This is a genomic window from Mesorhizobium loti (assembly GCF_003148495.1).
GTDB classification, from domain to species: domain Bacteria; phylum Pseudomonadota; class Alphaproteobacteria; order Rhizobiales; family Rhizobiaceae; genus Mesorhizobium; species Mesorhizobium loti.
On sequence record NZ_QGGH01000010.1, the window covers coordinates 21,032 to 46,058 of the forward strand.

Annotated in this window: 21 protein-coding genes and 1 pseudogene; 4 read left to right on the forward strand and 18 right to left on the reverse strand. The window is 62.2% G+C overall.

The window, feature by feature from the left end:
- Window positions 1-15: 15 nt before the first annotated feature.
- Together hisD and C8D77_RS26955 are read right to left on the reverse strand one after the other, a co-directional pair.
- Window positions 16-1,320, reverse strand: coding sequence for a histidinol dehydrogenase (hisD, locus tag C8D77_RS26950; RefSeq protein ID WP_109669878.1), 1,305 nt, complete (start codon window positions 1,318-1,320; stop codon window positions 16-18).
- Window positions 1,321-1,430: 110 nt separating this feature from the next.
- Window positions 1,431-3,230, reverse strand: a complete 1,800-nt coding sequence (locus C8D77_RS26955) for a thiamine pyrophosphate-binding protein (protein WP_109669880.1) — start codon at window positions 3,228-3,230, stop codon at window positions 1,431-1,433.
- Between the two features lie 190 nt (window positions 3,231-3,420).
- Here C8D77_RS26955 and C8D77_RS26960 point away from each other — a divergent pair, with 190 nt between their 5' ends.
- Window positions 3,421-4,245, forward strand: coding sequence for a helix-turn-helix domain-containing protein (locus C8D77_RS26960; protein ID WP_109669882.1), 825 nt, complete (start codon window positions 3,421-3,423; stop codon window positions 4,243-4,245).
- 186 nt (window positions 4,246-4,431) lie between these two features.
- Window positions 4,432-4,602, forward strand: coding sequence for a GSU2403 family nucleotidyltransferase fold protein (locus tag C8D77_RS26965; RefSeq protein ID WP_245951884.1), 171 nt, complete (start codon window positions 4,432-4,434; stop codon window positions 4,600-4,602).
- A 208-nt stretch (window positions 4,603-4,810) separates the two neighbouring features.
- Here the strand turns inward: C8D77_RS26965 and C8D77_RS26970 are convergent, their stop codons facing one another.
- Together C8D77_RS26970 and C8D77_RS26975 are read right to left on the reverse strand one after the other, a co-directional pair.
- The gene (locus C8D77_RS26970) at window positions 4,811-5,485 is read right to left on the reverse strand and encodes a DedA family protein (protein WP_109669886.1); all 675 of its coding nucleotides are present in this window, start codon (window positions 5,483-5,485) and stop codon (window positions 4,811-4,813) included.
- A complete protein-coding gene (locus tag C8D77_RS26975) occupies window positions 5,472-6,050 on the reverse strand; it encodes a class I SAM-dependent methyltransferase (RefSeq protein WP_109669888.1) in 579 nt (192 codons plus the stop codon). The genes C8D77_RS26970 and C8D77_RS26975 overlap by 14 nt, the downstream gene beginning before the upstream one ends.
- 282 nt (window positions 6,051-6,332) lie before the next feature.
- On the opposite strand from C8D77_RS26975, the gene C8D77_RS26980 reads away from it, so the two are divergent.
- On the forward strand, window positions 6,333-7,007 hold the full coding sequence (locus C8D77_RS26980; RefSeq protein WP_109670184.1) for a response regulator transcription factor: 675 nt from the start codon (window positions 6,333-6,335) through the stop codon (window positions 7,005-7,007).
- Complete coding sequence (locus C8D77_RS38420; RefSeq protein ID WP_127264312.1) at window positions 7,007-8,356, forward strand: sensor histidine kinase; 1,350 nt, start codon at window positions 7,007-7,009, stop codon at window positions 8,354-8,356. Before C8D77_RS26980 ends, C8D77_RS38420 begins: the two co-directional genes overlap by 1 nt.
- Here the strand turns inward: C8D77_RS38420 and C8D77_RS38425 are convergent.
- The 14 genes and pseudogenes from C8D77_RS38425 to C8D77_RS27050 all read right to left on the reverse strand — a co-directional run.
- Window positions 8,347-8,570 (reverse strand): annotated as a pseudogene (locus C8D77_RS38425) (DUF3363 domain-containing protein); the annotation flags it as partial. The gene C8D77_RS38420 and the pseudogene C8D77_RS38425 overlap by 10 nt on opposite strands.
- Window positions 8,571-8,680: 110 nt before the next feature.
- Window positions 8,681-11,767 (reverse strand): efflux RND transporter permease subunit, encoded by a 3,087-nt coding sequence (locus C8D77_RS26990; protein WP_109669892.1) that lies wholly within the window; start codon window positions 11,765-11,767, stop codon window positions 8,681-8,683.
- Window positions 11,764-12,936 carry an efflux RND transporter periplasmic adaptor subunit gene (locus tag C8D77_RS26995; RefSeq protein WP_109669894.1) on the reverse strand — a complete coding sequence of 391 codons (1,173 nt, stop codon included), beginning with the start codon at window positions 12,934-12,936 and terminating at the stop codon, window positions 11,764-11,766. The genes C8D77_RS26990 and C8D77_RS26995 overlap by 4 nt, the downstream gene beginning before the upstream one ends.
- A gap of 214 nt (window positions 12,937-13,150) precedes the next feature.
- Window positions 13,151-13,435 (reverse strand): muconolactone Delta-isomerase family protein, encoded by a 285-nt coding sequence (locus C8D77_RS27000; protein WP_109669896.1) that lies wholly within the window; start codon window positions 13,433-13,435, stop codon window positions 13,151-13,153.
- Between the two features lie 19 nt (window positions 13,436-13,454).
- The gene (locus C8D77_RS27005; RefSeq protein ID WP_109669899.1) at window positions 13,455-15,068 is read right to left on the reverse strand and encodes a GMC family oxidoreductase; all 1,614 of its coding nucleotides are present in this window, start codon (window positions 15,066-15,068) and stop codon (window positions 13,455-13,457) included.
- 77 nt (window positions 15,069-15,145) lie between these two features.
- Window positions 15,146-15,922: an enoyl-CoA hydratase-related protein gene (locus C8D77_RS27010; protein WP_109669900.1), complete on the reverse strand. Its 777-nt coding sequence runs from the start codon at window positions 15,920-15,922 to the stop codon at window positions 15,146-15,148.
- Window positions 15,923-15,925: 3 nt separating this feature from the next.
- Complete coding sequence (locus tag C8D77_RS27015) at window positions 15,926-16,891, reverse strand: dihydrodipicolinate synthase family protein (RefSeq protein WP_109669903.1); 966 nt, start codon at window positions 16,889-16,891, stop codon at window positions 15,926-15,928.
- A 71-nt stretch (window positions 16,892-16,962) separates the two neighbouring features.
- Entirely contained in the window at window positions 16,963-17,910 is a 948-nt protein-coding gene (locus C8D77_RS27020) for a substrate-binding domain-containing protein (protein ID WP_109669905.1), read from the reverse strand.
- Between the two features lie 83 nt (window positions 17,911-17,993).
- Entirely contained in the window at window positions 17,994-18,989 is a 996-nt protein-coding gene (locus C8D77_RS27025) for an ABC transporter permease (protein ID WP_109669907.1), read from the reverse strand.
- Entirely contained in the window at window positions 18,982-19,824 is an 843-nt protein-coding gene (locus tag C8D77_RS27030; RefSeq protein ID WP_109669909.1) for an HAD hydrolase family protein, read from the reverse strand. Before C8D77_RS27030 ends, C8D77_RS27025 begins: the two co-directional genes overlap by 8 nt.
- An 8-nt stretch (window positions 19,825-19,832) precedes the next feature.
- Window positions 19,833-21,302 (reverse strand): aldehyde dehydrogenase family protein, encoded by a 1,470-nt coding sequence (locus tag C8D77_RS27035; RefSeq protein ID WP_109669911.1) that lies wholly within the window; start codon window positions 21,300-21,302, stop codon window positions 19,833-19,835.
- An 8-nt stretch (window positions 21,303-21,310) separates the two neighbouring features.
- The gene (locus C8D77_RS27040; RefSeq protein ID WP_245951885.1) at window positions 21,311-22,972 is read right to left on the reverse strand and encodes a sugar ABC transporter ATP-binding protein; all 1,662 of its coding nucleotides are present in this window, start codon (window positions 22,970-22,972) and stop codon (window positions 21,311-21,313) included.
- Entirely contained in the window at window positions 22,855-23,685 is an 831-nt protein-coding gene (locus tag C8D77_RS27045; protein WP_109669915.1) for a 3-ketoacyl-ACP reductase, read from the reverse strand. Before C8D77_RS27045 ends, C8D77_RS27040 begins: the two co-directional genes overlap by 118 nt.
- Window positions 23,685-24,902, reverse strand: coding sequence for a CaiB/BaiF CoA transferase family protein (locus C8D77_RS27050; protein ID WP_109669917.1), 1,218 nt, complete (start codon window positions 24,900-24,902; stop codon window positions 23,685-23,687). Before C8D77_RS27050 ends, C8D77_RS27045 begins: the two co-directional genes overlap by 1 nt.
- Between the last annotated feature and the right edge of the window lie 125 nt (window positions 24,903-25,027).

Here is a 25,027-nt window from a genome sequence, read left to right on the forward strand (position 1 = left end):
CTCGTGCCGCTTCACCTACTCGACAGCGCTGCCGTAGGGAACATTCTTGCCGCCATAGCGCCGCAGCCGCACATTGGCCTGTTCGGCGTGCCCTACAAATCCTTCCATGATGCAGAGGCGCGAGCAATATTCGCCGACCAGAACCGATGCCTCGTCGGTCAGCACCCGCTGGTAAGTGCAGGTCTTGAGGAACTTGCCGACCCATAGTCCGCCCGTATAGCGCGCCGCTCGTTTTGTCGGCAGCGTGTGGTTGGTGCCGATCACCTTGTCGCCATAGGCGACGGTGGTGCGCGCGCCGAGGAACATCGCGCCGTAGTTCTTCATCCTGTCGAGGAAATAGTCCGGGTCGGCGGTCATCACCTGCACATGTTCGGAGGCGATGCGGTCGGCTTCCGACACCATCTCGTCGAGCGCGTCGCAGACAATGACCTCACCATGGTCTTCCCAGGCCTTGCGGGCGATGGTCGCGGTCGGCAGGATTTTCAGCAACCGTTCGATCTCGGCAAGCGTGTCTCTGGCGAGCTTTTCCGAATTGGTCACAAGCACGGCAGGGGAATTGACGCCATGCTCGGCCTGGCCGAGCAGATCGGTGGCGCACAACTCGCCATCGACCGTGTCGTCGGCGATGACGAGTGTCTCCGTCGGGCCGGCGAAAAGATCAATGCCGACGCGGCCGAACAGCAGCCGCTTGGCCTCGGCCACATAGGCATTACCGGGGCCGGCCAGCATATCGACCGGCTGAATAGTCTCGGTGCCGAATGCCATCGCCGCGATCGCCTGCACGCCGCCCAGGCAATAGATCTCATCGGCGCCGGCCAGATGCTGGGCGGCGACGATCAGCGGCGCGATCGCGCCGGCAAAAGGCGGCGCACAGGTGATGACGCGGTCGCAGCCGGCGACTTTGGCGGTCAGCACCGACATGTGCGCGGAAGCAAGAAGCGGGTACTTGCCGCCCGGCACGTAGCAGCCGACATTCGCGACCGGTATGTTCCTGTGGCCGAGCACGACACCAGGCAAGGTCTCGACCTCGATATCCCTGAGAGCGTCCTTCTGCGCCTGGGCAAAACCACGAACCTGGTCCTGCGCGAATTCAATGTCGGCGCGCTGACGATTGGTAAGGCTGTCGATGCAGCGCCTGATCTCCGCATCGGTCAGCCGGTAGGACTGGCGATCGAGCCCGTCGAATTTGACCGACAGCGCCCGCACAGCCGCGTCGCCGCCGCGCTCGACCTCTGCCAGCAGGGCTTCGACCGTCCTGGTCACGGCGGCAGCCTGCGCGGTCTCGCCCTCAACCAGCGCCGACTTCAAATGTCTGATCATGGCAAGGGCCCTTCTGGTAGGCAAAGTCCGGCCGTCGCCGCGACAGGCATGGCGCTGAATCGGTCAATTTCGGTGGATGAGGGGCGGCTTCGCCGCCCGCTCGTGCTGTCTTAAAGATGCTGTTCGAGCGCGCGGCCTTCGGCGTAGGCCTCCTGCTCCTTGTCGTAATATTCTGGCGACGGGAAATCCCACCAGCCGGTGACGAACGGCCCCGCAGCATCGCGCGAGGTCGTCACCTCGACCAGCGCCGGGGCGCCGCAGTCGAGTGCTGCCTTGAGCGTCTTTTCCAGATCGGCCGAGTCCTCGACCTTCCAGGATTCCATGCCGAAATTTCTCGCCACCTCGGAGATGTTGGCGGTGTAGGGCTCGCCATTGCCCTTGTAGTTGAACTCGCTGGCGACATGGCGACCCATGAACTTGCGCTGGCCGCCACGGATCGACATGTAGCCGCGGTTGTTCTGCACCAGGAACACCGCCGGTATGCCGTTCATGACCGCGGTGCCCATTTCGGGCAGCGACATCATGAAATCGCCGTCACCGACGACCGCCACTACCTGGCGGTCCGGCATGGCGAGCTTGGCACCAAGGGCCGCCGGCACCGCCCAGCCCATCGGCGAGAACGAGCCCGAGGTCAGATGGGTGCGCGGCTCATAGACCGGGAACGTCTGCTTGACCGCGCCCTGCGTGTTGCCCGAGCCGGCCACAATGATACCGTTGCGATCCATCACCTTGCGCAGCGCGCCGAGCGGCCGCTGCGAGGTGAAGGGGCTTTCATGCGAGTCGCGGCGCGGCGCCAGCATCGCTTCCCATTCGGCCTTGGCGGCATGGATGTCGGCGAGGTAGCGGTCGCGGCGGTTCATCACCCTGGCCGATTGCTGGTCGGAGATCGCCGCCAGTATGGCCTCTAGCGTAACCCGGGCGTCGGCGACGATACCGACCTCGGTCGCGTAGTTCTTGCCGATCTCGTGATGGTCGAGATCGATATGGATCAGCTTGCCCGGAGGGATCGAGATCGAGGCGCCCTTGCGGTAGCTCGATGCCGACCAGTCGGTGAAGCGGCAGCCGACCGACATGACGACATCGGCGCTGGCAGTGATGGCGTTGCCGCACGAGGTGCCGGTCTGGCCGATCGCACCGATCGACAGCGGATGGTCTTCCGAGATCGCGCCCTTGCCGTTCCAGGTCGTCGAGACGGCAGCGCCGATCTTCTCGGCCAGTGCCATCAGCGCCTGGGAAGCATTGGCGCTGATGGCGCCGCCGCCGGCGAGGATTACCGGCCGCTCGGCCGACAGCAGCAGTGCAGCCGCCTTCTCGACGGCGATCGGATCGGGATAGGCGACGCCAACCGCCATGCGTTGCGCCAGCGGGTGGATGGTGACGTCGGCCGCCTCGGTCTGGATATCCATCGGCACTTCGACATGCACCGGACCCGGACGACCCGACAGCATGGTGTTGAAGGCGCGGTGCATGATGAAGGGCAGTTCGTCGACGCGGCCGGCCTTGTAGGCCCGCTTGGTCACCTGCTCGGTGATGCGCGGAAAGGCATTTTCCTGCTGGCGCTCGAGCTCCTGCATGACGCCATGGCCCTTCATGTGCGTCGCCGGTCCACCCGAAACGTAGAAGGCAGGAATAGAATCCGTGTAGCAGGTGGCGAGCCCGATGATGGTGTTGGTAGCGCCAGGCCCGATCGAGGTCGAGCAAGCCATCGGCTTGCCACTGGCGCGGAAATAGCCGTCGGCCATGTGCACGGCGCTCTGCTCATGCATGACCTGGATGAAGGGGATGTTCGAGCCTTCGGCGAGGAAAGCGTCGAACAGCGACCAGATGCCATGACCGGGCACGCCGGCGACATATTCGATCCCATAGTCCTTCAGCGCCCTGGCCACGATCTGGCCGCCCGTCAATCTCATGTGGTTCGTCCCTCTCTTGTTTCTTGCCCGGCAAGGCTCGCGAACCAGGCGAATTCCTTGCCGTGATGCCGTGCCCAATCAGCATCCGGCAAGCCGTTTCGGCAAGTTCGCAGCGATTTGATTGTTGAAGCGACATGAGGCATTATGTGCGCAAGATTGCTTCAGATTCTGACAAGGGTGCACGGCAGGAATGAACCACGACGCCGGCAATATCGCGGATTTCGCCGCCAATCTGCGTTTTCTGTGCGAACGTCAGGGATCGATCAGCACGGTCTGCCGCAAGATCGCCCTCAACCGGCAGCAATTCAACAAATATCTCTCCGGCCTGCACCTGCCCTCGCCGCAGAACATGAGCCTGATCGCCAATTTCTTCGGCGTCAGCGTCTCGATCCTGTTCTCGCCGGCCTTCGAATTCAGGACACTCGTCGAAGGCAATTTCTTCCAGGTGATGGAGAAGCTGCGGGAATCGCCCGAGGTCACGAAATTCATCGAAACGGCCATCATCGGCGCCAAGTCGGACGGCAACGACCTCGTCGGCGTCTATGACCGCTACCAGTATTCCTCGATCTACAAGGGCTCGATCCTGCGCTCGGCCTACTGCATCTACCGCAACAACGACTTCTACCAGCACTATTACATCGAGCGTTTCCCGAGCTACGACGCGCCTGACAAGATCGACTATGTCTTCAAATATTACGGCTTCGTCTTCCCTGTGGCGGGTCGCGTCTTCTCCGTCGATTTCGAGCGCACCCAGCGCAACGAGCTGACCTTCGGCGTGTTCGCGCCGGTGCAGCGCAGCTCCAAGAAGTTCATGTTCGGCATCACCAGCGGCATCGCCGCGACCATGTTCCGCCAGCCCTATTCGACCAAGGTGGCGCTGCATTATCGCGGCCCCGGCCTGATCGGCCGCCAGCAACTGAAAAGCCTGACCGTGCTCAACGCGAAGGATCCTTCGATCCCCAAGGAAGCCCTTCAGTTCCTTGGGGACGGCAGCGACATGATCCAGATCATGTAAGCAATTCCTCTCTTTGTCATGGGTTCTCCCTAGGGCGAGCACAGGGAATAATATCGGCGCTCTACTTCCGCCGAAAGGGCGCTTGCATGGATTTCATAATTCATACAATAACATCAACAGTATCATTGTGGGCCATTACGCCTCGTCGTTCCCGATCCCCGGATTTTTGCCGCGCACAAATTCTGGATGTCGAAACGAGCTGATCGCGAGCCAATCAAGCGCCGTCGCGACTTGGCCCAGGCGCAAGCTGTTGCCGGGCTCACGACCCAGTATCTCAAGCATCTTCCGTGCGAAGCAAGCGAGCTTCGGGCCCTTGCCCGGTCCGTTTTCGACGACGCCCATCATTTGTTCGCATGACTCGCGTCGACATCGTTCAGCGCTTGTCTGTGACTGCCGATTTTCTCTGGCTCCAAGGACGCGCGTGCATCGTTGGTCGTGCACTTCCAGACTAGATGGAGTGAGTTCGACCCCATCCATGAGCAGGCGATCTATGGAGCGCCAGAGCCGTATTCGCTTTCAAGGGATGAGCAGCAACTTGCCGGTTGTCACTCGATTCGACACTTCATCATTTCGACCAAAGACTTCCTTTGGAGTGACGGCGTGCGGTTTGAAGATGTGAGCGACCTTTCCTGAACTTTCGAAATCGGATGGCGAGCACAATTATGCCTTCGAACGTGACGATGGCGAAGGCGGCCCAGAAGCCAACTCGCGCCAGATCGTGGCCGCTGCTGCGCAAGGCATAGCCAAGACACAGAAACGGCGTATTCCACAGCAGGCAGCCAAGCGAGGTCGCTGCCAGGAAAGTTCTGGTTTCAAGCTTCAACGCGCCTGCCGGCAAGGCAAGATAAATTCGAACCGCCGGAACGACCTGCCCCGCCAGCGTCACCCAGAAATGATTGCGGCGGTAGGCGTCGGTCAGCCTGTCATAGAATGACAGTTTCAGGAATACGCATTTGCCATAACGCGCCACAGCCGCGCGCGCCCGTTGCGGCCCAAGCGACAAGCCTATCGCATACCAGCACAGCCCTCCAATCACCGACCCTGATGTCGTGACTACAATGGTCAGCAGGAGTGCCCCGCCATCCGGAACGGTCAATCCCAACAGCATCAGCAAGATATAGGAAGGAAAGAGAGGGACGAACTTTTCGGCAATCGCGAGACATCCGATACCAGCAAGCCCGAAGCTCATCAGCACGGTGACAGCGTGCGGCACGTGCATGGTGAGCTCAGGCGCAGTCATCGGATCTGCAAATCCGGTAGACGGACGCCGGCGGTATGTTCCAGACGGTTCGGCCGATATGCGCTGAATTGAGGCTCAGGTGATCGAGAACGGAATCGGGAACCGGACAGCGTGGGCCATAGGTGATCTGATAAAACGCGCCGTTGGGTCTCAGATATTTGAAGGCTCCGCTCAAGATGGCGGTGACCTGCTCGGGCTGCATGGCACGAAAGCCCAGCCCGCTGACAACCGCGCCAACCGAGGCGCGCTCAAACAGCCTGAAGTCGGCAAGCCGTGTGGCATCCATCTTGAGAACGCGGGCCTGGGGGAAGCGCGACTTCAAGAGCTGAACAAAATCAGTGCTGAACTCGACCAGCGTAAGATCCTTCTCGCACACACCGCGCTTGAGCAGTGAATAGGTGAAAGCCCCGGTGCCGGGTCCTAGCTCCATGACGGGTCCGGTCGCAGAATCGATGTCCTGGGTCATCAGCGCCGCGACCCGGCCGCCCGATGGGGCCACAGCCGCGATGCTGCGTGGATTGCGAAGCCAGGCAAGAAAGAATGGCGGGATATCAGCGATCGACATGCTGGCCCTCCAGGATCGAACCATGAACAGAAGGGGTGACTCGTCGTTCAGCCGCGAGGCTGGCGAAATTGCAGGGCATTGATCTCGTCCTATTCAGTGAAGAGCCGAGAACTCACACGCCCGGATTGAGAAAACCTGTCACACAAATATTCTTCGAAGGATGGGGTGGGCGGCGTCGGGATAAGCCAAAAATCTCTCGCAAAAGCTTGCCTGCAAGGTTTTCGCAATGCAGCGGCGCCGGTGCCCGGCTAAACTATGCGCGTGAACGACGGAGCTGATTGGATGCGCGTGCTGTTGGTGGAAGACGAGCAGGCCATGGTCGGGGTTCTGCGCAGTGGGCTGGTCCGCCACGACATGGTTGTCGACGATGTGGCAAGCCTGGCGGAGGCTGACGCCGCGCTCTGCGATGACATTTACGACGTGGTGGTGCTGGACCGCAGATTGCCGGATGGCGACGGGCTTTCGCTGATCAAGTCGCTGCGCGCAAACGGCAACGTAGTGCCGGTGCTGGTGCTGACGGCAAAGGGTGACCTGATCGACCGGGTTGCCGGCCTGGACAGTGGTGCTGACGACTATCTTGGGAAACCGTTTGCCTTTGAGGAGCTGCTGGCTCGGCTGAGGGCCATCATGCGCCGCCCAGCCAATGTGCAGGCCGACATCGTGAGCATAGGTCGCATGTCATTCGACTTCACGCATCGCGAGGCGCATGTCGACGGGGTTCATCTGCGGATGCCGCGGCGGGAATTGCTCGTTGTTGAAGCCCTGATGCGGCGGATGGGACGCATGGTGCTGCGCGAGACGCTGATGGAAGCCGTTTTCGGCATCAATGACGATATCCAGTCGAATGCGCTCGATACGCATATTTCGCGGGCTCGCCGCAAGCTCACGGATGCCAACGCGGGCGTGGTGATCAGTGGCATACGTGGCGTCGGCTATCTGCTGCGCGAGACGGCGTAATGCGGTCGAAGCCTCGTTCCCTGAAATGGCTGCTGGTCAGCAGAATTGTGGCGCTGCAGGCTGCAATGATTGCAGCACTTGTGGCGCTGACCGTCGGGGCCCTCTGGAGCACCGGCTATCTCGTCGACGATTACGAAGGAGGCAGTCTCGACGTGCTCGCGGATGCGATTGTGCGAGACGCAAGCGGCGGGTTGGCTCTTCAGCCGACCTCCGCACTTGTTCGTCTTCGGTCGGAAGCGCCGGGGTTATGGTTCGTGATCCGAGATGCTGAGGCGCATCGCTTGTCGGAGGGCAACATTCCGCCGACCTATGCGCCCGTCATCGGCATACTCGACAAGTTGAATGACGCCCGGCTAGGGCAGCTCGGAATGGGTGGAAAACCTGATGCAGTCATCAAGTGGGTCACTACTGCTGCTGGCAAAGTTCACATCTTGACGGGCACGCAAGGGCAGATGTCCATCCGTCGCCTTGCCTTGGGAGTATCTGGTGGATTTGTGTCTGTCATCTTGCCGGTGATCGCCCTCATGACGCTGGCAACCTTGGTCGCAACACCTTTTGTCGTACGCCGGGCGCTGGCGGGGCTGGGCCGGGCAGTGGCGCAAGCGACCCGCATCGAATTTGACAAGCGCGGCGTGCAGCTACCGGTGAATGATGTGCCTGTCGAAATCGGCCCTCTCGTCAACGCGGTCAACGATGCGCTCCAGCGCCTCGATGCGGGATATGCGCGCCATCAGCATTTTCTCGCGCAGGCCGCGCACGAACTGCGCACGCCCATTGCCATCTTGAATGCTCGAGTTGCGGCGTTGCCTCCCGGATCCGACAAGACGAGCCTGCTAGAGGACGCGGCACGCCTGACAACCCTCGCCGGCCAGCTTCTCGATCTTCAGCGGCTTGATCAGAAGTCGAACCACTTCCTGCCGGTCAATCTTGTCGGAATGGCCAAACAGGTGGTCTTTGACCTCGGCCCGCTGGCGCTTGCGGCAGGCTACGACATGTCATTCGAAGCTGAACGCGGCGAAATCCTCGTCATGGGCGACCAGACCTCGCTCGAAAGGGCGCTGACCAATCTGGTGCAAAACGCCATCGACCATGGTGGCCGCCACGGAACCATCACGGTTCGTGTCGACGCAGCCGGCTTCGTCGAAGTTTGCGATGAAGGTAGAGGCATTCCGGCCAATGAGCGGAGGCAGATCTTCGAACCGTTCAACCGCTTGACACCTGACGGTCGCGGCGCCGGACTAGGGCTAAACTTGGTGCAGGAGATCATGCGCCTGCACGGTGGCCAGGTTGCTGTCGTCGAAGCTGACAAAGGCGCGTGTCTGCGAATGTCCTTTGCGATGCCGAGCTGACGGTCGATGACCGGTGACCCAGGGGACAAGCGTGACTCGTGGGACTTCTCGACGAAGGCGAACTTGCTGCCCGATAGTTGTACGGTCGCTGTGAAAGTGCCCGCAACGGTCTCGCCATCGGCGGCGGCTCGGAACGGCGTAGTCTTCTTCGCCGCCAGCGTCGCCCCGTGATGGCGACCTCACGCTCCTGATGCGTGGCGATCGGATTGGACCGTGTGTCGACGGCACTCCGTTGGCGCCATCAAGGGCTTCAAGCGTATCGCAATCCGATTTGACCGAAGCCGTGCCTCCGACAGGACGCACGGCGCTACGACCGGACCCAAATCAGGCCGCCTTCCCGCGTTCGGCGATCAGCGCGCCGGCGGCAAGATCTGCCTCCGTGAACGAGGTAAGCCGCTTCAGGCGACGGCCAAGCCAGACGTTCAGATCGTCCATGGTGGTGAACATGACCGGCACGACCATCAGGCTGAGCAGGGTCGAGGTGATCAGCCCGCCGATCACCGCAACGGCCATCGGCGCGCGGAAGCTGGCATCGGCGCCGACGCCGATCGCCGCAGGCATCATGCCGGCCACCATGGCGATCGTGGTCATGATGATCGGGCGGGCACGCGCCATGCCTGCCTTCATCAGTGCGGCGCGCCGGTCCATGCCCTCGGCCTGGCTTTCGATGGCATAGTCCACCAGCAGGATCGAGTTCTTGCAGACGATGCCCATCAGCATCAGGATGCCGATTGTCGACGACAGGTCGAGGGCTGCGCCATAGAGCAGCAGCGCCAGGGCAGCGCCGCCGAGCGACAACGGCAAGGCGATCAGGATGGTAAGCGGCTGCAGGAAGTTCCTGAACAAAAGCACCAGCACCGCCATGACCATCAGAATTCCGGCCACCAGCGCCAGTGCGAAGCCGCGGAACATCTGCGTCATCTCTTCCGTAGCCCCATATTCGATGTGGCTGACGCTGGCGGGAAGGTTCTTCAGCGCCGGCAGTGCGGCGACCGCTTTCATCGCATCGCCAAACACGACCCCGTTCAGATTGGCCTCGACCGCGACCAGGCGCTTGCGGTCGAGGCGTTGCACCTCGCCTTCCTCGGCGCCGAACGAAATGTTGGCGACCGAAGTCAGCGGCACGACCTTGCCGTCGGCCGTGCCGACACGCAGTTTGCGCAAGGTTTCGAGGTCGCCACGCGCCGATTTGTCGAGCAGCACGCGGATCGGCACCAGCCGGTCGTCAAGGTTGAACTGGGCCGAATTGGAGTCGGTTTCGCCGAGCGTGGCGATGCGCGCCACGGTGCCCAGCGACATCACCGACACACCAAGGCGGGCTGCCTCGTCCAGGCGCGGCTTGACCAGCAGTTCGGGAGCCAGCGGTGCCTGGTTGGACAACACATTGGCCAGTTCCGGCATCGCCCGCATTTCAGTCTCGAGCTGGTGCGCAGCCCTGTTCAGTTCTTCAGGATTGTTGCCGGCCAGATAGATCGAGACTTCCTTGCCGCCAGAATCCGAAACGAAGGTGAACCGTATATCGGGTGTCTTGGCCAGGATCGGAAGCGCGGCAAGCTCGAAAGACTTGCGGTCGAGCTGCCTCTCGCTGCGCGGCTTGAGCTTGATGAGCAAGGTCACCTTGTTGACGTCGTCGGTGGTCACCAGAACGTTTGCGACGTCCGACCGCGCCCTGAGGTCGCGCACGATGGTGTCGGAAACCCGCGCGGTCTCCTCCAGCCGCGTGCCCGGCGGCAACGTCACCTGGACCTGCGAGACGTTGCTGTCGCCGGTCGGCACGAAGCCGGTCGGCAACTGGGTCAGAAGGAAGACCGAGCCAGCAAAGAACACGGCGACCAGGCCAAATGTCGTCTTGCGATGGTCGAGCGTCCAGCCCAGCACGGAAAGATACCACAGCGACAGCCACGATGGCCCAGCCCTTTGGTTTCCAGCAGCCTTCGGCTGCAACAGATAGGCCGCCATCAGCGGCGTGAGCAATCTAGCCACCACCAGCGAAATCAGCGCGGCGACAGCGACCGTCACGCCAAACTGCCTGAAATATTGGCCTACAGCACCACCGATGAAGCTGACCGGCGCAAACACCGCGACAATGGTCAAGGTTGTGGCAACGACTGCCAGGCCAATCGCATCCGCCGCCTCGATCGAGGCCAGATACGGCCTTTTGCCCATGTCGATATGGCGTTCGATGTTTTCGATCTCGACGATGGCGTCGTCGACCAGAATGCCGACCACCAGCGTCAGCGCCAGGAGGCTGACGCCGTTCAGCGTGAAGCCGAGAAGATCCATGATCGCGAAGGTCGGAAGGATCGACAGCGGCATCGCCACTGCGGCAATCAGCGTGGCACGCCAATTGCGCAAAAACAGGAACACCACAACCACGGTCAGGACCGCGCCCTCGACAAGTGCGGTGATCGCGGCGTTGTAGCTCTCCAGTGTGTATTCGACATTGGAGATGACCTCGTTGAACGCAACGTCGGGGGTGCGTGCCGCAATTTCGGCCAGCCGCTTGGTCACGCGGGCGGCGACGGCTGTGTCGCTGTGGCCCTTGGCGCGGGAGACGGAAAACCCGACGACGGCTTCGCCATTGAAACGCGCAAAGCCGCGCGGCTCGGCCGGCCCATCCTTGATCGTGGCGATGTTGCGGAGTTGCACCCAGCGGTTTCCCGGCAAGGAAACCGAAAGGCCAGACAGCTCGTTGAGCGATCCTACGCTGCCCAAAGTGCGGATCGACTGCTCCCTTTGGCCGATCTCGCCGCGGCCGCTTGGAACATTGACGTTGATCTGGCGTAGCGCAGAATTGACCTGGTCCGCCGTCACACCCAGCGCCAGCAACCGGTCGGGGTCGAGCGAGACGGTTATCTCTCGATTGACGCCGCCGAGACGCTCGACCTTCTGGACGCCGGGAAGGGCGAGAAGCTCGCGGTTGATCGTGTCTTCTACGAACCACGACGCGTCGAGCACCGACATGTTGGGTGCTTGCACCGTGTAATAGAGGATCGCCCCACCCTCGACATCGACACGCGAGACGATCGGCTCCTGGATCGATTGCGGCAGATCAGACCTGACCTGGCCGACGGCCTCGCGGACGTCGCTGGTCGCCCGGTCGGGATCTATGCCGATCTTGAACTCGATAGTGGTCGTCGACACGCCATCTTTGATTGTCGAGGAGATGTGGTTGACCCCGGCGAGACCGGAGGCGGCCCCTTCGATGCGGCGCGTGACCTGGCTTTCCATCTCGGCCGGTGCCGCACTTGCTTGCGACACGGTGACGGTGACGATCGGAAACGACAGGCTCGGATTGGCATTGACCGGCAGGCGCAGAAACGCCGCCAATCCGGCCAGCGTGACGACGACAAACAGCACGATGGTGGGCACCGGTTTGCGGATCGCCCAAGCGGAGATGTTGCTGATCATGGGCGGATACTTCCGGTGATCGCACCGATGTCGACGGTCGCCACCGCATCGCCTTCGCGCAGCCACGCACCGGCCTTGGCGACGACGACGTCGCCTGCCTCTAGACCGGCAACGATTTCGAGCCGGCCATTGTCCCGCAGGCCGGTTTCGACCGCACGCAGCATCGCCCGACCATGCTCGACCACAAAGACCGAGGTCTTGTCGCTTTCGCTGTCATAAAGAAGTGCTGAATCGTCGATGACGATGGCCTCACGCTTCGCCACCACAATTTCGGCCCGGCCAAAGGCGCCAGGGAACAGCGCGGAATCGTACTCAAGCGCGATCCTGGCCCCGCCAAGACGGGTGTCGCGATCGATCTTTGGCGTTATCATCCGCACCTTGCCGCTGATCGCGCCGTCGCTGCCGGGAAGTCTCACTTCAGCCGGCTGGCCAACGGCCAATTGTGGCAGCTCGCTTTCAGGAATGTCGGCGGCCAGTTCGACCTCGCCATCGCGGATCAAGCGGACCAGCGGCTCCGATCCGGTGAGTGCACCGGCATTGGCATGGCGTTCTGAGACGACGCCGCCCACAGGCGCCACGACGACGGCGCGTTCGCGCAGCCGGCGGGATTCCGAGAGCTGGGCTTCGGCCTGACTGAGTTCGGCCTGTGCCACGGCGACGCCCTGGTGGGCGACCGCTGCTGCCGACGTGCGTTCGTCATAGACCTGCCCGGAAACCGTCCCGGATGCCTTGAGCCGGCTGGCGCGCTCCAGTGCGGCTTGCGCCTGCGCGGCCGTTGCCTGCTGCTGGGCGACAGCAGCACTTGCGCGTGCGACGCGGCCTTCGGCCTCGCGCAGTTGATTGTCGAGCATGGCCGTGTCGAGCCGCACCAGAACCTGCCCGGCTTTGACACGATCGCCGACCTCGACGTCGACGCCTGATATGCGCTGGTCCTGCTGCGGAGCACCGACTGCAACCTCCTCGCGGGCAGCGAGAACGCCACTGAACGACAGCGTCCATTCGCTCATGCCGCTTGCAACGACAAAGGTCGATACCATGCGCTTGGCCGCCTCCGTCTGTACGGTGGCAGCGGCGGTGCCGCCGGCGCTGTGAGTGGTGGAGGCGCTGACCAAAAAAGTGATGGCAAGGGCGGCTGCGCTGCCGCATTTGTAGCAAAAGGGGCGTGTCATGCTTGCCCAAATGACAGGGGACTATTGCAGCAGCCTGTCGCAACGCGGGGCGGCTTACGTGTTTTTAGGTCCGCGGTCGCTTTCCTCTCCAAATTGATGAGCGGCTTGGGCGTTCGGATCCTGCCTCAGTTCAACGACCGCAGCGGCAGCAGCGCTGGAGGCGCGCCACCCCGCGCACCCTGCCGCGTGCAAGAGGATATTGCCAAGGCGGCGTTCACAACGAAATGAAACCGGCATAGGGCTTTAGCGGAATGATTTCGAAGTCGAGCATCGCCGCCTTTGCCAGGGGCAACGTCGCCAGCTTCTTGCGAACCTCGCTCTCGTCCCTCGCCTCGACGATCTGACAGGCACCGGGCCTGTCGCCACGATGCCAGATCTGGCGTGTGAAGCCGATCTTGTAGAGATGACGCGCCTGTGCAGCCTCGTCTGGGACCAATAGATCGAAATCAGCATCGCTGAACTGTTCCGTGCGACGGCGAGACAAAACAAGAAATTGCACCGGCCTGGTCTCCGAAAACTTACGCTACTGCTGCGACCATGTGGCGGGCGCGTGCAGACTGCACCCCCTTGATCAGATCGGCGCCCTTTTCGCCGATCATCATCGTTGGCCCATTCGTGTTGCCGCTGATCAGGACTGGCATGATCGACGAGTCGATCACCCGCAGACCGTCGATTCCGCGCACGCGCAGTTCGGGATCGACGACCGCGGTCTCGTCGACGCCCATCTTGCAGGTGCCGACTGGGTGATAGTCGCAGCAGGCATATTGCCTGATGTAGGCCATCAGTTCCTCGTCGGTCTTCGCAGTCGGCCCTGGCAACCGTTCGACCTTGATGAACTTGGCGATCTCGCTTTGTGTCAGCACCTCCCGGATGATCCGCACTGATTTCAGCGCCATGCCGCGATCATAGGGGTCGGACAGATAATTGGGGTCGACCAGCGGCTCGTCGGCGGGGTTTGATGAGCGCAGCTTGACGGATCCAATGCTGCGCGGCCGAAGGAATGTCGAATTGATGGTAAAGCCATGCCCGTCGAGCCGCGTCTGGCCGCCGCGCACCACCATCGCTGGCGCGATGTGAATCTGAAGGTCGGGCCGCTTCGCTCCGTCGCTCTGGAAGAAGCCACCGCCCTCGACGATGACCGAGGCGGCAGGGCCATTGCGATAGAGCAGCCACCGTATGCCGTGCAGCAGCGCCTTGGGATAGCGATCCTCGCCGTCATAGCTGATCGGATCCCTGAGCGTCAGATGGACGTTGGTGCAGAGATGATCCTGCAGGTTCCGGCCGACACCGCTGAGATCGGCGACCGGCGCGATGCCGAGAGCTTTCAACTCGTCGGCCGGTCCAATACCCGACAGCATCAGCAAGCGCGGCGAGTTTATGGCCCCTGCCGATAGGATCACCTCGCTTTCGGCGCGCAGCACCTTCCGCGACTTACCCTCGGAAAGTTCGACGCCGACGGCGCGGCCTTTCTCGACAACGATCCGTGCGACCCGGGCGTGTGTCATGACCGTCAGATTGGGGCGGCCGCTAACCGGGTGCAGATAGGACACAGCCGATGAGCGGCGGCGCCCGTCGCGGCAGGTGACCTGGTAGAAGCCTGCACCATACATGGTGTCGCCGTTGAAGTCTGGATTGTAGGGCAGCCCATATTGTTGCACGGCGCGGACAAAGGCCCGGGTCAATGGATGCGGGCCGACCTGATCCGACACCGCGAGTGGACCACCCTGGCCATGATAGCGATTGGCAAGCCGGTCATTGTCCTCGGATTTGCGGAAATAGGGCAAGATATCCTCATAAGCCCAGCCGTCGTTTCCGAGTGCTGCCCAATTGTCGTAGTCCTCCTTTTGGCATCGGATATAGATCATTGCGTTGATTGAGCTCGACCCGCCGAGCGTCTTGCCTTGCGGATACCAGATAGAGCGGTTGTCGAGGTTCGTCTGCGGCACCGTGTGGAACCGCCAGTTGACGCCCGGCCCAAACAGCTTGCCGATGCCGCCAGGAATATGGATCATCGGATTCCAATCCCGGCTGCCGGCTTCCAGCAGCAGGACCTTGACGTCGGGATCCTCGGACAAGCGGTTGGCCAGCACGCAACCGGCCGAGCCTGCGCCGACAATGATGTAATCCCACATATTCTGCCTCCACTCGCGCCCGAAGGCGCCTGTTCACCGGCGCCGCGAGACCGGCCGCCGGCCCTTGCTCCTCAGTCCTATTCGCCCCTGAAGACAGGCGCCCGTTTCTCGGCAAAGGCTCGCAGCCCTTCAATCCGGTCCTCCTTGCCGAACGCCTCGACGGCCAGCCGGTGCTCGATCTCGAGCCCGTTTTGCAGGTCGCTTTCGAATGCCGCCTGAACGGCCTTCTTGGCATAGGGCGTGATGGCAACTGACTTGGCGGCGATGGCAGCGGCGATCTCCAGCGCGCGCGGCAGGAGCCTGTCGGCCGCCACGACCTCGCTGACAAGTCCTTTGCGCTCCGCGAGCGCCGCATCGACCATGTCGCCTGTCAGCACCATCTGCATGGCAAAGGATTTGCCGACCAGGCGCGGCAGGCGCTGCGTGCCGCCATCGCCAGGGAATGAACCGATCTTGATTTCCGGCGTCGCGAATTGAGCTGTCTGCGAAGCAATGATGATGTCGCACAGCAGCGCGAGCTCCAGCCCGCCGCCCAGAGCATAACCATTGACGGCGGCAATGATGGGCTTGGAGAATGCCTCTATGGCGCGCCAGCAGGCCAGTCGGTCGGGATCGGTGTAAGAGGCGACGCCGCGCTCCAGCATGTCGGAAATATCGGCGCCCGCCGCGAAGGCGCGGCCAGCACCTGTCAGCACCAAGCAACCGACTGCCGCATCGGCATCACAGCTGGCGAGCAAATCGCGCAGTTCACCGAGCAGCGCCTTGGAAAGCGCGTTCAGCTTTTCAGGCCGATTGAGCGTCAGCAGCCGTATGCCCGGCGCTGGTTCTGATGCCTGCACAAGGCGATCCGTCATCGATCAGGCAACCTTCCTATACAGCGTGTCCGAACGCAGGCCGGCCTTGGCCAGCAGGGCGCGTATCTTCTCGATCTCGGCTGGTGCGGGCTTCATCAGAGGTGGACGGACATGGGATTCATCCAGCCGTCCGAGCAGCACCAGAGCCTCCTTCATGCGATTGTGCATATCGAGAAGCGGCGCGTCGTAAAAGGCCCTGACTGTCGGGTAGATGCGATCGTTGATCGCCTTGGCCGCCTTGAGATCGTTTGCTTGCACGGCACGAAACAGCGCAACCTGAAGGCTGGCAATGACACTGCCGGCGCCCGACAGAAGCCCGTCGCAGCCAAGTGCCAGGGAGCCGAGCAGCCAGGCACTGTGGGTGGTAAGGGTGTTGACCTGACGGTCGAGAGCTTTCAGGTCGCGTATCTGGCGTTCATGCAAATTGCCATCGCCGCACTGGTCCTTGATCGCGACGATCGAGGGAAAGCGGCGGCAGAGTTCGAGCAACGTCGGCAGTGGGTAAGCAAGGTTCGATGCCAGTGGGTACTGGAACAGGATGATCGGCAGTTTGGACGCATCTGTGATGCGCTTGAGATGCTCGACGATCATCTCCGGCCGTAGGTGGCCACCGAGCGTCATGAAGTCAGGCGGGAAAACCAGCAGCGCGTCGGCACCCTCCCGCTCCGCGTAGGCGGCGATACGTGCGGCCTCAAGGCTGGAGTTTGTATAGACACCGACAATAGTCGGAACCTGGTCCTGCAGCACATCCTTGGTTATCACGATCGCGCGGTATTGTTCGTCGATGGTGAGCGCATGCACTTCGGCCGCATGACCATTGATGGTGATGCCGGAGATGCCTTCGACCGAGGAGACGTCAGCGAGGTGCTTGCGGTAGGCACTTTCGTCAACATCCAAATCGGCGGTGAACGGCATCAGGCAGGCCGGAATGACGCCATGGGCAGCAAACGGTTTCTTGTCGCTCGTCATCGGAATTCCTTTTTCGAGATTGTGGGACGCCGCGTGATCGGGCGGCGTCCCCTTGTTCGTGGAAGACTGTCTCAGAAGCCCTTGCCGATCATGTCGGCGATGTTGTCGGGCGTCACCGAAACCGTGGGCAGGGTGATCGTCTCAGGGACCTCCTCACCCTTGGCCACCTTGTAGGCGGTCTCGATCCCTTCCGGCGCCACGAAAGGATAGACGAAGGTTGCGGCGAGCTTGCCCTGTTTGACCGCCTCGAAGGCCGTTTCCTGGCCGTCGATACCGACCACCGCCACTTCATTGAGCCGCCCGGCGGCCTCCAGTACCTGGATCGCGCCGAGCGCCATCTCGTCATTGTGCGCGTACACGGCCTGGATCTGGCCAGGCCCAAAGCGCTGCACCATGTCCTCCATGAACTTCACCGCCTTGTCGCGGGTATAGTCACAGTTCTGCGATGCAATCACCTTCATGTCAGGGTGCTTTGCTATCGCTTCGGCAAATCCCTTGTTGCGATCGATGGTGGCCGATGCCCCAGCCGTCCCCTGCAACTCGATGATGTTGCCCTTGCCGTTCAGTTTCTTCGCGAGGAATTCGCCAGCGCCAACGCCGAGCGGCAGGTTCTCGCCACCGACATGGACGGTGACGGGCGTGTTGACCTTGCGGTCGAGCGTCACAACCTTGATGCCAGCGTCCATTGCTTCCTTGACGACCGGCGTCAGTGCCTGCTCCGTCAGGGGCGAGATCATCAGCACCTTGATGCCTTGTGCGATCAGGCTTTCGACATCGGCCACCTGCTTGGAAGCATCATTGTTACCGTCAGTGACGATGAGATCGACATCCGGATAATGCTCGGCTGCGTACTTCTTGTTGCCCTCCACCATGGCCACGCGCCAAGGATGGTTCATGGTGCCTTGGCTGAAGCCGATCTTGATTTTCTCCTGAGCCAAAGCCAGGCCCGGCATCATGCCGCCCAATACCAAGGTTGCGGCTATTGCAGTGGTTTGTAGGAAATGTCTGCGACTGGTCATTTTTTCACTCCTCCATTGTTTTTCATTTCAGGCTCCAAAGCGCGACGGCCAGCCCTTCCGGCAAGTGCCGCCGCGCATGGATGTCAGGACCGTCTTTTGCGACGGTAGACCTCGAACATCACCGCAGCGATGATGATGGCGCCCTTCACGATCTGCTGCGTGAAAGGCGATATGCCTAGCAAATTCAATATATTAGCCATGACAGCAATGATCGCGGCGCCGATCACGGTACCGATCACGCCGCCTTCGCCGCCAAACAGGCTGGTGCCGCCGATAACGACGATCGAAATGGCCTCAAGCTCCAGATTGGTGCCGGCGGTGGGCTCACCAACGGTAAGCCGCGAGACAAAAACCAGGGCGGTCAGCGCCGACAGCACTCCGGAGATGGCATAGACCGACATCAGCACACGCGGCACGTTGATGCCGGCAAGCCGTGCCGCTTCGGTGTTTGAACCGACCGCGTAGATCTGGCGACCGAAAGGCGTGTGTCGCAGGATGACGAAAGCCGCGGCCGCGATGGCAACGAAGATCCAGATCGGCACGGGAATGCCGAGGAGAAAACCGCTGCCCAGATAGGAGAAAGCATCCGAAGCATCGCCTAGCGTCTTCGGTTCGCCGTTGGCGATGGTCATGGCGATGCCACGCCCCATCACCAGCGTGCCGAGGGTCATGATGAAGGGCGGCATGCCGAAGAAAACGACACCGGCTCCGTTGATGGCGCCGAACAAGGCTCCCATCCCCAGCGCCGCGATCACCGCCAACGGGATCGGAACGCCCGACGAGAGCAGGAGCGCAGTGGCAACCGCGACGACGCCAACGATGGAGCCGACAGAAAGATCGATGCCGCGCGTCAGAATGACGAAGGTCATGCCGACGCTGACGATGCCAAACAGCGCGACCTGGCGGCCGACATTCAAGATGTTGCCGGTCTGGATGAAGCTCGGCGACAGATACACCGCGAAGGCGCACAACACGATCAGGACCCAGAGCAGGCCAAGGCTTTGCGCCCAGCCTCGCAGGCGTCCCACCGACCCCGGCCGGATCGACGCCAATCCATGTCCAGTTGTCATCTCAACCATTCCTTCCTCCCGTTTGGTCAGCCGTTGCGAGGGTTAGTTTCGGCTGCATCAGCCAGGCCACCGCATCGGCCAGTCCCCCAACGTCGCAGGACGGTCCGACGAACTGTGCCAAGCGCTTGGCCTCCGGAATCGCGTTGCCGACCGTGACCGCCATTCCGGCCCAGGCCAGCATGGCGAGATCGTTTTCGGCGTCGCCGGCAGCGGCGCAGTCTCCCGCTGGAATTCCCAGCTTGGCCGCAACGGTCGCGATGGCGACCTTCTTGGAGGCGTCTGCCGGTCCGATTTCGAGCAGACGCGGATGCGATCCCGACACCGACAGGCAGTTGCCGAGCTTTTCGCGCAGCGCTCCAAAGGCCCCATGATCGGCCGGCTGAGCTGCAACGCACATGATCTTGCCCGGCGTCCCCGGCAGGCCTTCAATCGCGTCCGTCAACAGCAAAGGCTCGTTGGTCACGGCGGCTTCGCGGACGATAAGCGGGTCTTCGGCAAGCGCGTGAATGGCGGTGCCGGTGAACCACATCGGCCGCACGCCGGCAGCCTGAGCCAATGCCATGGCGTGCAGCGCATCGGCGCGACCGATCCGCTGCTCCGACAGCGCGATGCCGGTCGAGACATCGCCGATCCAGGCGCCGTTGAAGCAGATGACGAGGTTGGCAACTCCGAGCCGTTCCGCGTAGGGCTTCACGCCAAGCGGCGAGCGCGCCGTCGCCAGAACAACTGTGATGCCTGCCTTCCGCACCATGCCCAGCGCGTCGGCCACACGCTGCGGCAGTATATGGTCGTGTGTAAGCAAGGTACGGTCGACATCGGTGACGATGAGGCGCGGAATGGTCATGGCTCGCCTCAGACCGGAAACACCGGAGCGCGCGGCCCGGTCTGGATGAGTAGTGTCTTGAGCTGGGTGAACTCCTCGAAGCCGGCCTGACCCATCTCGTAGCCGAAGCCGGACCCCTTCACCCCGGTGAGCGGCAGCTGCGGCGCACCGTCGATGATTGTGTTGGCCTGCACCCAGCCGCTTTTCAGGCGTTTGGCGACGGTCAGAACTGTGTCGATGTTCTTGGACCAGATGTAATTGGACAGCCCATAGGCGGTGTCGTTGGCCAACCGCACCGCGTCATCCACCGTATCGAACCGGGTGATGCTCAGCACCGGGCCAAAGATCTCCTCGCGGAAGATCGTCATATGAGGCTCGACCCGGTCGAAGATGGTCGCTTCGTGAAAGTGACCGCCCGCCTTTGTCGCTACGTTGCCACCGAGTATGAGTTGGGCGCCGTCCTCGACCCCGCTTTTGACGAAGCCGGCCACCTTGGCCAGATGGTTGTGATCGATCAGCGCGCCGATATCCGTGTCGTCGTCGAATGGGTCACCGACCTTCATCTTGCGGGAGCGCGCGACCACCTTGGCGATGAAATCGTCGGCGATGGAGGATTGCACGAACAGGCGCGAACCGGAAACGCAGCACTCGCCATTGTTGAAGAACACGCCCATCAGCGCGCCGTCCGCCGCGGCTTCCAGATCCGCATCGGCAAAGACAATATTGGCCGACTTGCCGCCCAGCTCGACCGAGGATTTGACCAGGTGACGGGACGTGTTGCCGACGACGCGGCTGCCGGTGCGAGTCGAACCGGTGAAGGACACAAAGTCGATGCCCGGGTGCCCGGTCAGATGGTCGCCGGCGGTTGCGCCATAGCCGCTGACGACATTGAAGGCGCCGGCCGGCACGCCGGCCTCCGCCGCTAGCGCGGCAATCTCGAACGCGGAGCCCGAAGTGAACTCCGATGGTTTCAGCACCACAGTGCAGCCGGCGGCGAGCGCAAACGGGACTTTCTGCGACAGGATCAGCGCCGGGAAATTCCATGGCGTGACGAGTGCCACGACACCGACCGCTTCGCGGCTGATCAGCGCCGTCTTGCCGTCGCCGATGTTCGTATAGGTGAGGCCGGACATCTGCATTGCGAGCGACGCGGCGTAGCGCGTCAGGCCGGCGGCACCATCGATGTCGCCGCGCGCGAAGCGGATCGGCTTGCCTGCTTCCTCGACCTCAATCCTGACCAGCCGGTCGCGGTTGATGTGGATCAGATCGGCAAGGCGGTTCAGGACCTCGGCGCGCTCCATGCCGCTTCTACGCGGCCACGGCCCTTCCTCGAAAGCGATGCGCGCCGCCTCCACGGCAAGATCGACATCCTCGGGCGTGCCATCGGCGAAGCGGGCGACCAGGTCTCCGCTTGCCGGGGACCGGCGCTCGATCGAGCCGGAGCCTGAATTCTCGACAAACCGCCCGCCGATGAATTGTTGGTAGCTGCGCGTACTCATGTCGTTCCTCACTGCCAGACCGCGTGGGCCATGATTGTTTCCTCGGTCGCGTGCTCGCCCTCGAGAACCGCTGAAATGGTTCCCTCGCGCATGACGATGATGCGATTGCAGAGGCCGAGAATTTCCGGCAATTCGGATGAGACCATCACGACGCTTGCCCCTTGCTTCGATGTCAGTTCGGCGAGCAGGTCGTAGATTTCGCGCTTGGCTGCGACGTCGACGCCGCGCGTCGGTTCGTCGACCAGCAGGATTTCCGTCCCCGCATGCAGTTGACGGGCAATGCCGCATTTCTGCTGATTGCCGCCCGACAGCGTGCGGACCTTGGTGCTGGGGCTTGGCGTCTTGATGCGCATCTGCTGAATGAACCGGGAGACAGCCTCGTGCTCGCGACGGCCGCTGATCAGGCCGCTGCGGGTCAACGACATCATCTGCGAAACGGTGACGTTGAATGCGACCGACTGGTCGAGGAACAGCCCCTCGGTCTTGCGATCCTCTGGCAGCAGGCCGACGCCGTGCGCAAGCGCCCGGCGCGGCCCGTCGAGGACGACGAGTTGGCCGTCGATCCTAATTTCACCTCCATCAATTGGATCGGCGCCGGCGATGGCACGCAGCACTTCGGTCCGGCCCGCGCCGGCAAGCCCGCAGATGCCGACGATCTCGCCCCGCCGGACATCGAAGGAGATATCCTTCAGCACGCCGCTCCGCGACAGGTTGCGCACCTCAAGACGAATTCCGTCACCCGGTTGCGCGCGCGGCGGAAAGACGTCCTTGAGTTCACGCCCGACCATATGGCGGATGAGATCGGTCGTGGTCGTCTGGCCAATCGGCATGGAGGCGACGACCTTTCCGTCTCGCAGGACGGTGACCTCATCGCAGATCTCATAAAGCTCTCTCAGGCGATGCGTGATGTAGATGAACGAAACACCGTGCTCGCTGCTCAGCCGCCTGATCGTCCTGAAAAGGTGTTCAAGCTCGGCGTCGCCCAGGACGGCGGAAGGCTCGTCGAGCACGACGATACGGGCCTCGCGGGCAATCGCCTTCGCGATCTCGACCATCTGGCGCTGCGCGACGCTGATGGTGTCGATGCGGACGGCCGGATCGACACGGAAACCCAGCCTGTCGAGGACCTCCTGTGCCAGGGTTTTCGCCCGGCGCCAGTCGATGGTGCCCAGCCGTGTTCTAGGAAGGCGCCCGAGGAAAATGTTCTCTGCGACCGTCAGGTGCGGAGCCTGGGCGAGCTCCTGGTAGATGACCGCAATCCCAAGCTCAAGCATGCGCTCTGGCGTGGGAGTAGCCACCACATTCCCGTCGAGGACAACCTGCCCTTCATTGGCCAGGAATGCGCCTGACAGGACGCGCATCAGCGTCGACTTGCCGGCGCCATTTTCGCCGATCACGCCATGCACGCTGCCCTTGTGCACGGCGAAGCTGACATTGTTCAGCGCATACACACCCGGAAAGCGCTTATGGATGCCGCGCATTTCGAGAACTGCGTCCTTCATCACGTCATCTCCAAACCGAGAAATCGTTTTCTCGGCCCACTCAAAAAAGCTCACAAACGGTGCATCTGCATGCCGCCGCCGATGTGGTAGATGTCCCCGGTGCTGAATGGCATGCCACCGATGGCCAGTGTCGCCACGCCGCGGGCGATATCTTCGGGTTGGCCCCATCGCCTGATCGCCGAGAGCTGCCCGGCCTCGACCTGCGCCGAGTATTTCTCATAGACGTCGGCGGTCATGTCGGTCTGGATCAGGCCGGGGCGAATCTCGTGGACCCGGATGCCCGCATCCGCCAGACGAATGGCAAACTGCTGCGAGGCCATAGACAGTCCGGCCTTGGATATGCAGTACGGCCCTTTTTCCGGCGAGACGAGACCGGCATTCGCCGACGTGATCGTGACGACGGAGCGCTCGACCAGGGTCTGCGGCCGGGCAAGCATGGCGCGGGCCACCGCCTGGGTGAAGAAAAATGTGCCGCGCAAATTGACGCCGACCAGCCGATCAAAACTCTCCTCGGTGACATCGAGAAGATCGCCGCGCACGGACACTTGCACACCGGCATTGTTGACGAGGCAGGTCAGCTCGCCCAGATCTCCTTCGATGCGCTGGACGAGTGCCGAATTGTCTGCCGTTTCGGAAATGTCCTTGTGGTAGAAAGCGGCATTTCGCCCATGCTTGCGCACGAGATCCACGGTCTCGCTGGCGTTTCCGTCATCGACGACGTCGACGACGGCAACATCGAAACCCGCTTGCGCGAGCTCAACGCAGATCGCCCGGCCGATGCCGCGACGGCCGCCGGTCACGAGCGCAAGTCCGCGGTTGATGGACGCTGCCTGCTCGGGAACAGCAATGCCGATTGCAGCTGGGGAAGTCTGGTCCAGCATCACGAAGCCTTCCTTGCCACGGCATCATCCTTTTCCCGGGAAGCGACCACGGCCTTCGACGCCAGCAGGCGCTGGACCTCGCCATCGCCATAGCCAAGCTCGTCCAGGATCTCGCGCGTGTGCTCGCCGATCTCCAAGGCGAGGTATCGCAGCGCGGGCACCTCGCCGTCGTAGCGGTTGGGGTGATTGACCAGATGGATCGTGCGGCCACGTACGCTGACCTGCCGGAACACCTGAGCATGGCTGAGCTGCGGATCGGCCAGCAGATCGTCGTAATAGTTGATGGGTGCCCACCAGATGCCATGGCGATCAAAGCGCTCGGCAAGTTCGGCCACCGCAAACCGCGCCGTCGCATTGGCCAGCCGGCGTGCATAATCGTCGCGTTCGACGTAGCGGTCGACACCAACCGCCTCGCGCAGACTGTCACTGTCGAGCGCTTCGGCCAGCACGGAAGAATCACACAGAGACACCACCACGTGGCCATCGGTGGCAGGGTAGACACCGTAGGGCGCGGCATGGAACCACGTCGCCAGATTCACCTCGCGGTTCAGCACCTGGCGGGTCATGCCGCCAGCGAAGTAGTTGACCAGCGCCTCGCCCTGAAGGTCGATTGCCGAGTTGATCAGGCTTGCCTCGACGCGCGCACCTTTGCCGTCGCGCAGGCGGCGCACCAGCGCGCCCAGAATGCCCATTGCAAGCAATGCACCGCCATGCTGGTCGACGATTGCAGCCCCCACCGGCGTAGGGCCGCGCTGCGGGGTTCCGGTAACGCTCATCAGGCCGGAGCGCGCCTGGGCGAGAAGATCCTGGCCGGGCTTCAGTGCCATCGGGCCTGTCGCGCCAAAACCGCTCGCCGAGGCGAAAATCAGATTGGGATTGATGACCCGGAGCGCCTCATCGTCAAAGCCGAGCTTGGCGAATACGCCGGGCCGGAAATTCTCCATCACCACGTCGGCGCTGGCGATGAGGCGGCGGGCGACCTGCTTGCCTTCGGCGCTCTTGAGGTCGATGCCGATGGAGCGTTTGTTGCGGTTGGCGCAGAGATAAAAGCCGCTGACACCTTCGACATAGACGTCCGCGCCCGACCAGCGGCGCTCATGGGCGCCGTCAATCGGTTCGACCTTGATGACATCCGCGCCCATGTCCGCGAGGTATTGAGCCCCTGCGGGCCCCTGCAGAAAATGGCAGAAGCTGACGACTTTTATGCCGTTGAGCATTTCTCTCCCCTTGGTCTCGCGCTATAGGTTGCGCGCTTTGTGAAATCGTTTTCTTAAGTTTTCCAAAGGCTGTCAAGCCCTGAAATTGGCCTTTTGTGAAAGAAAGATGATTGTGGCGTTGAGAA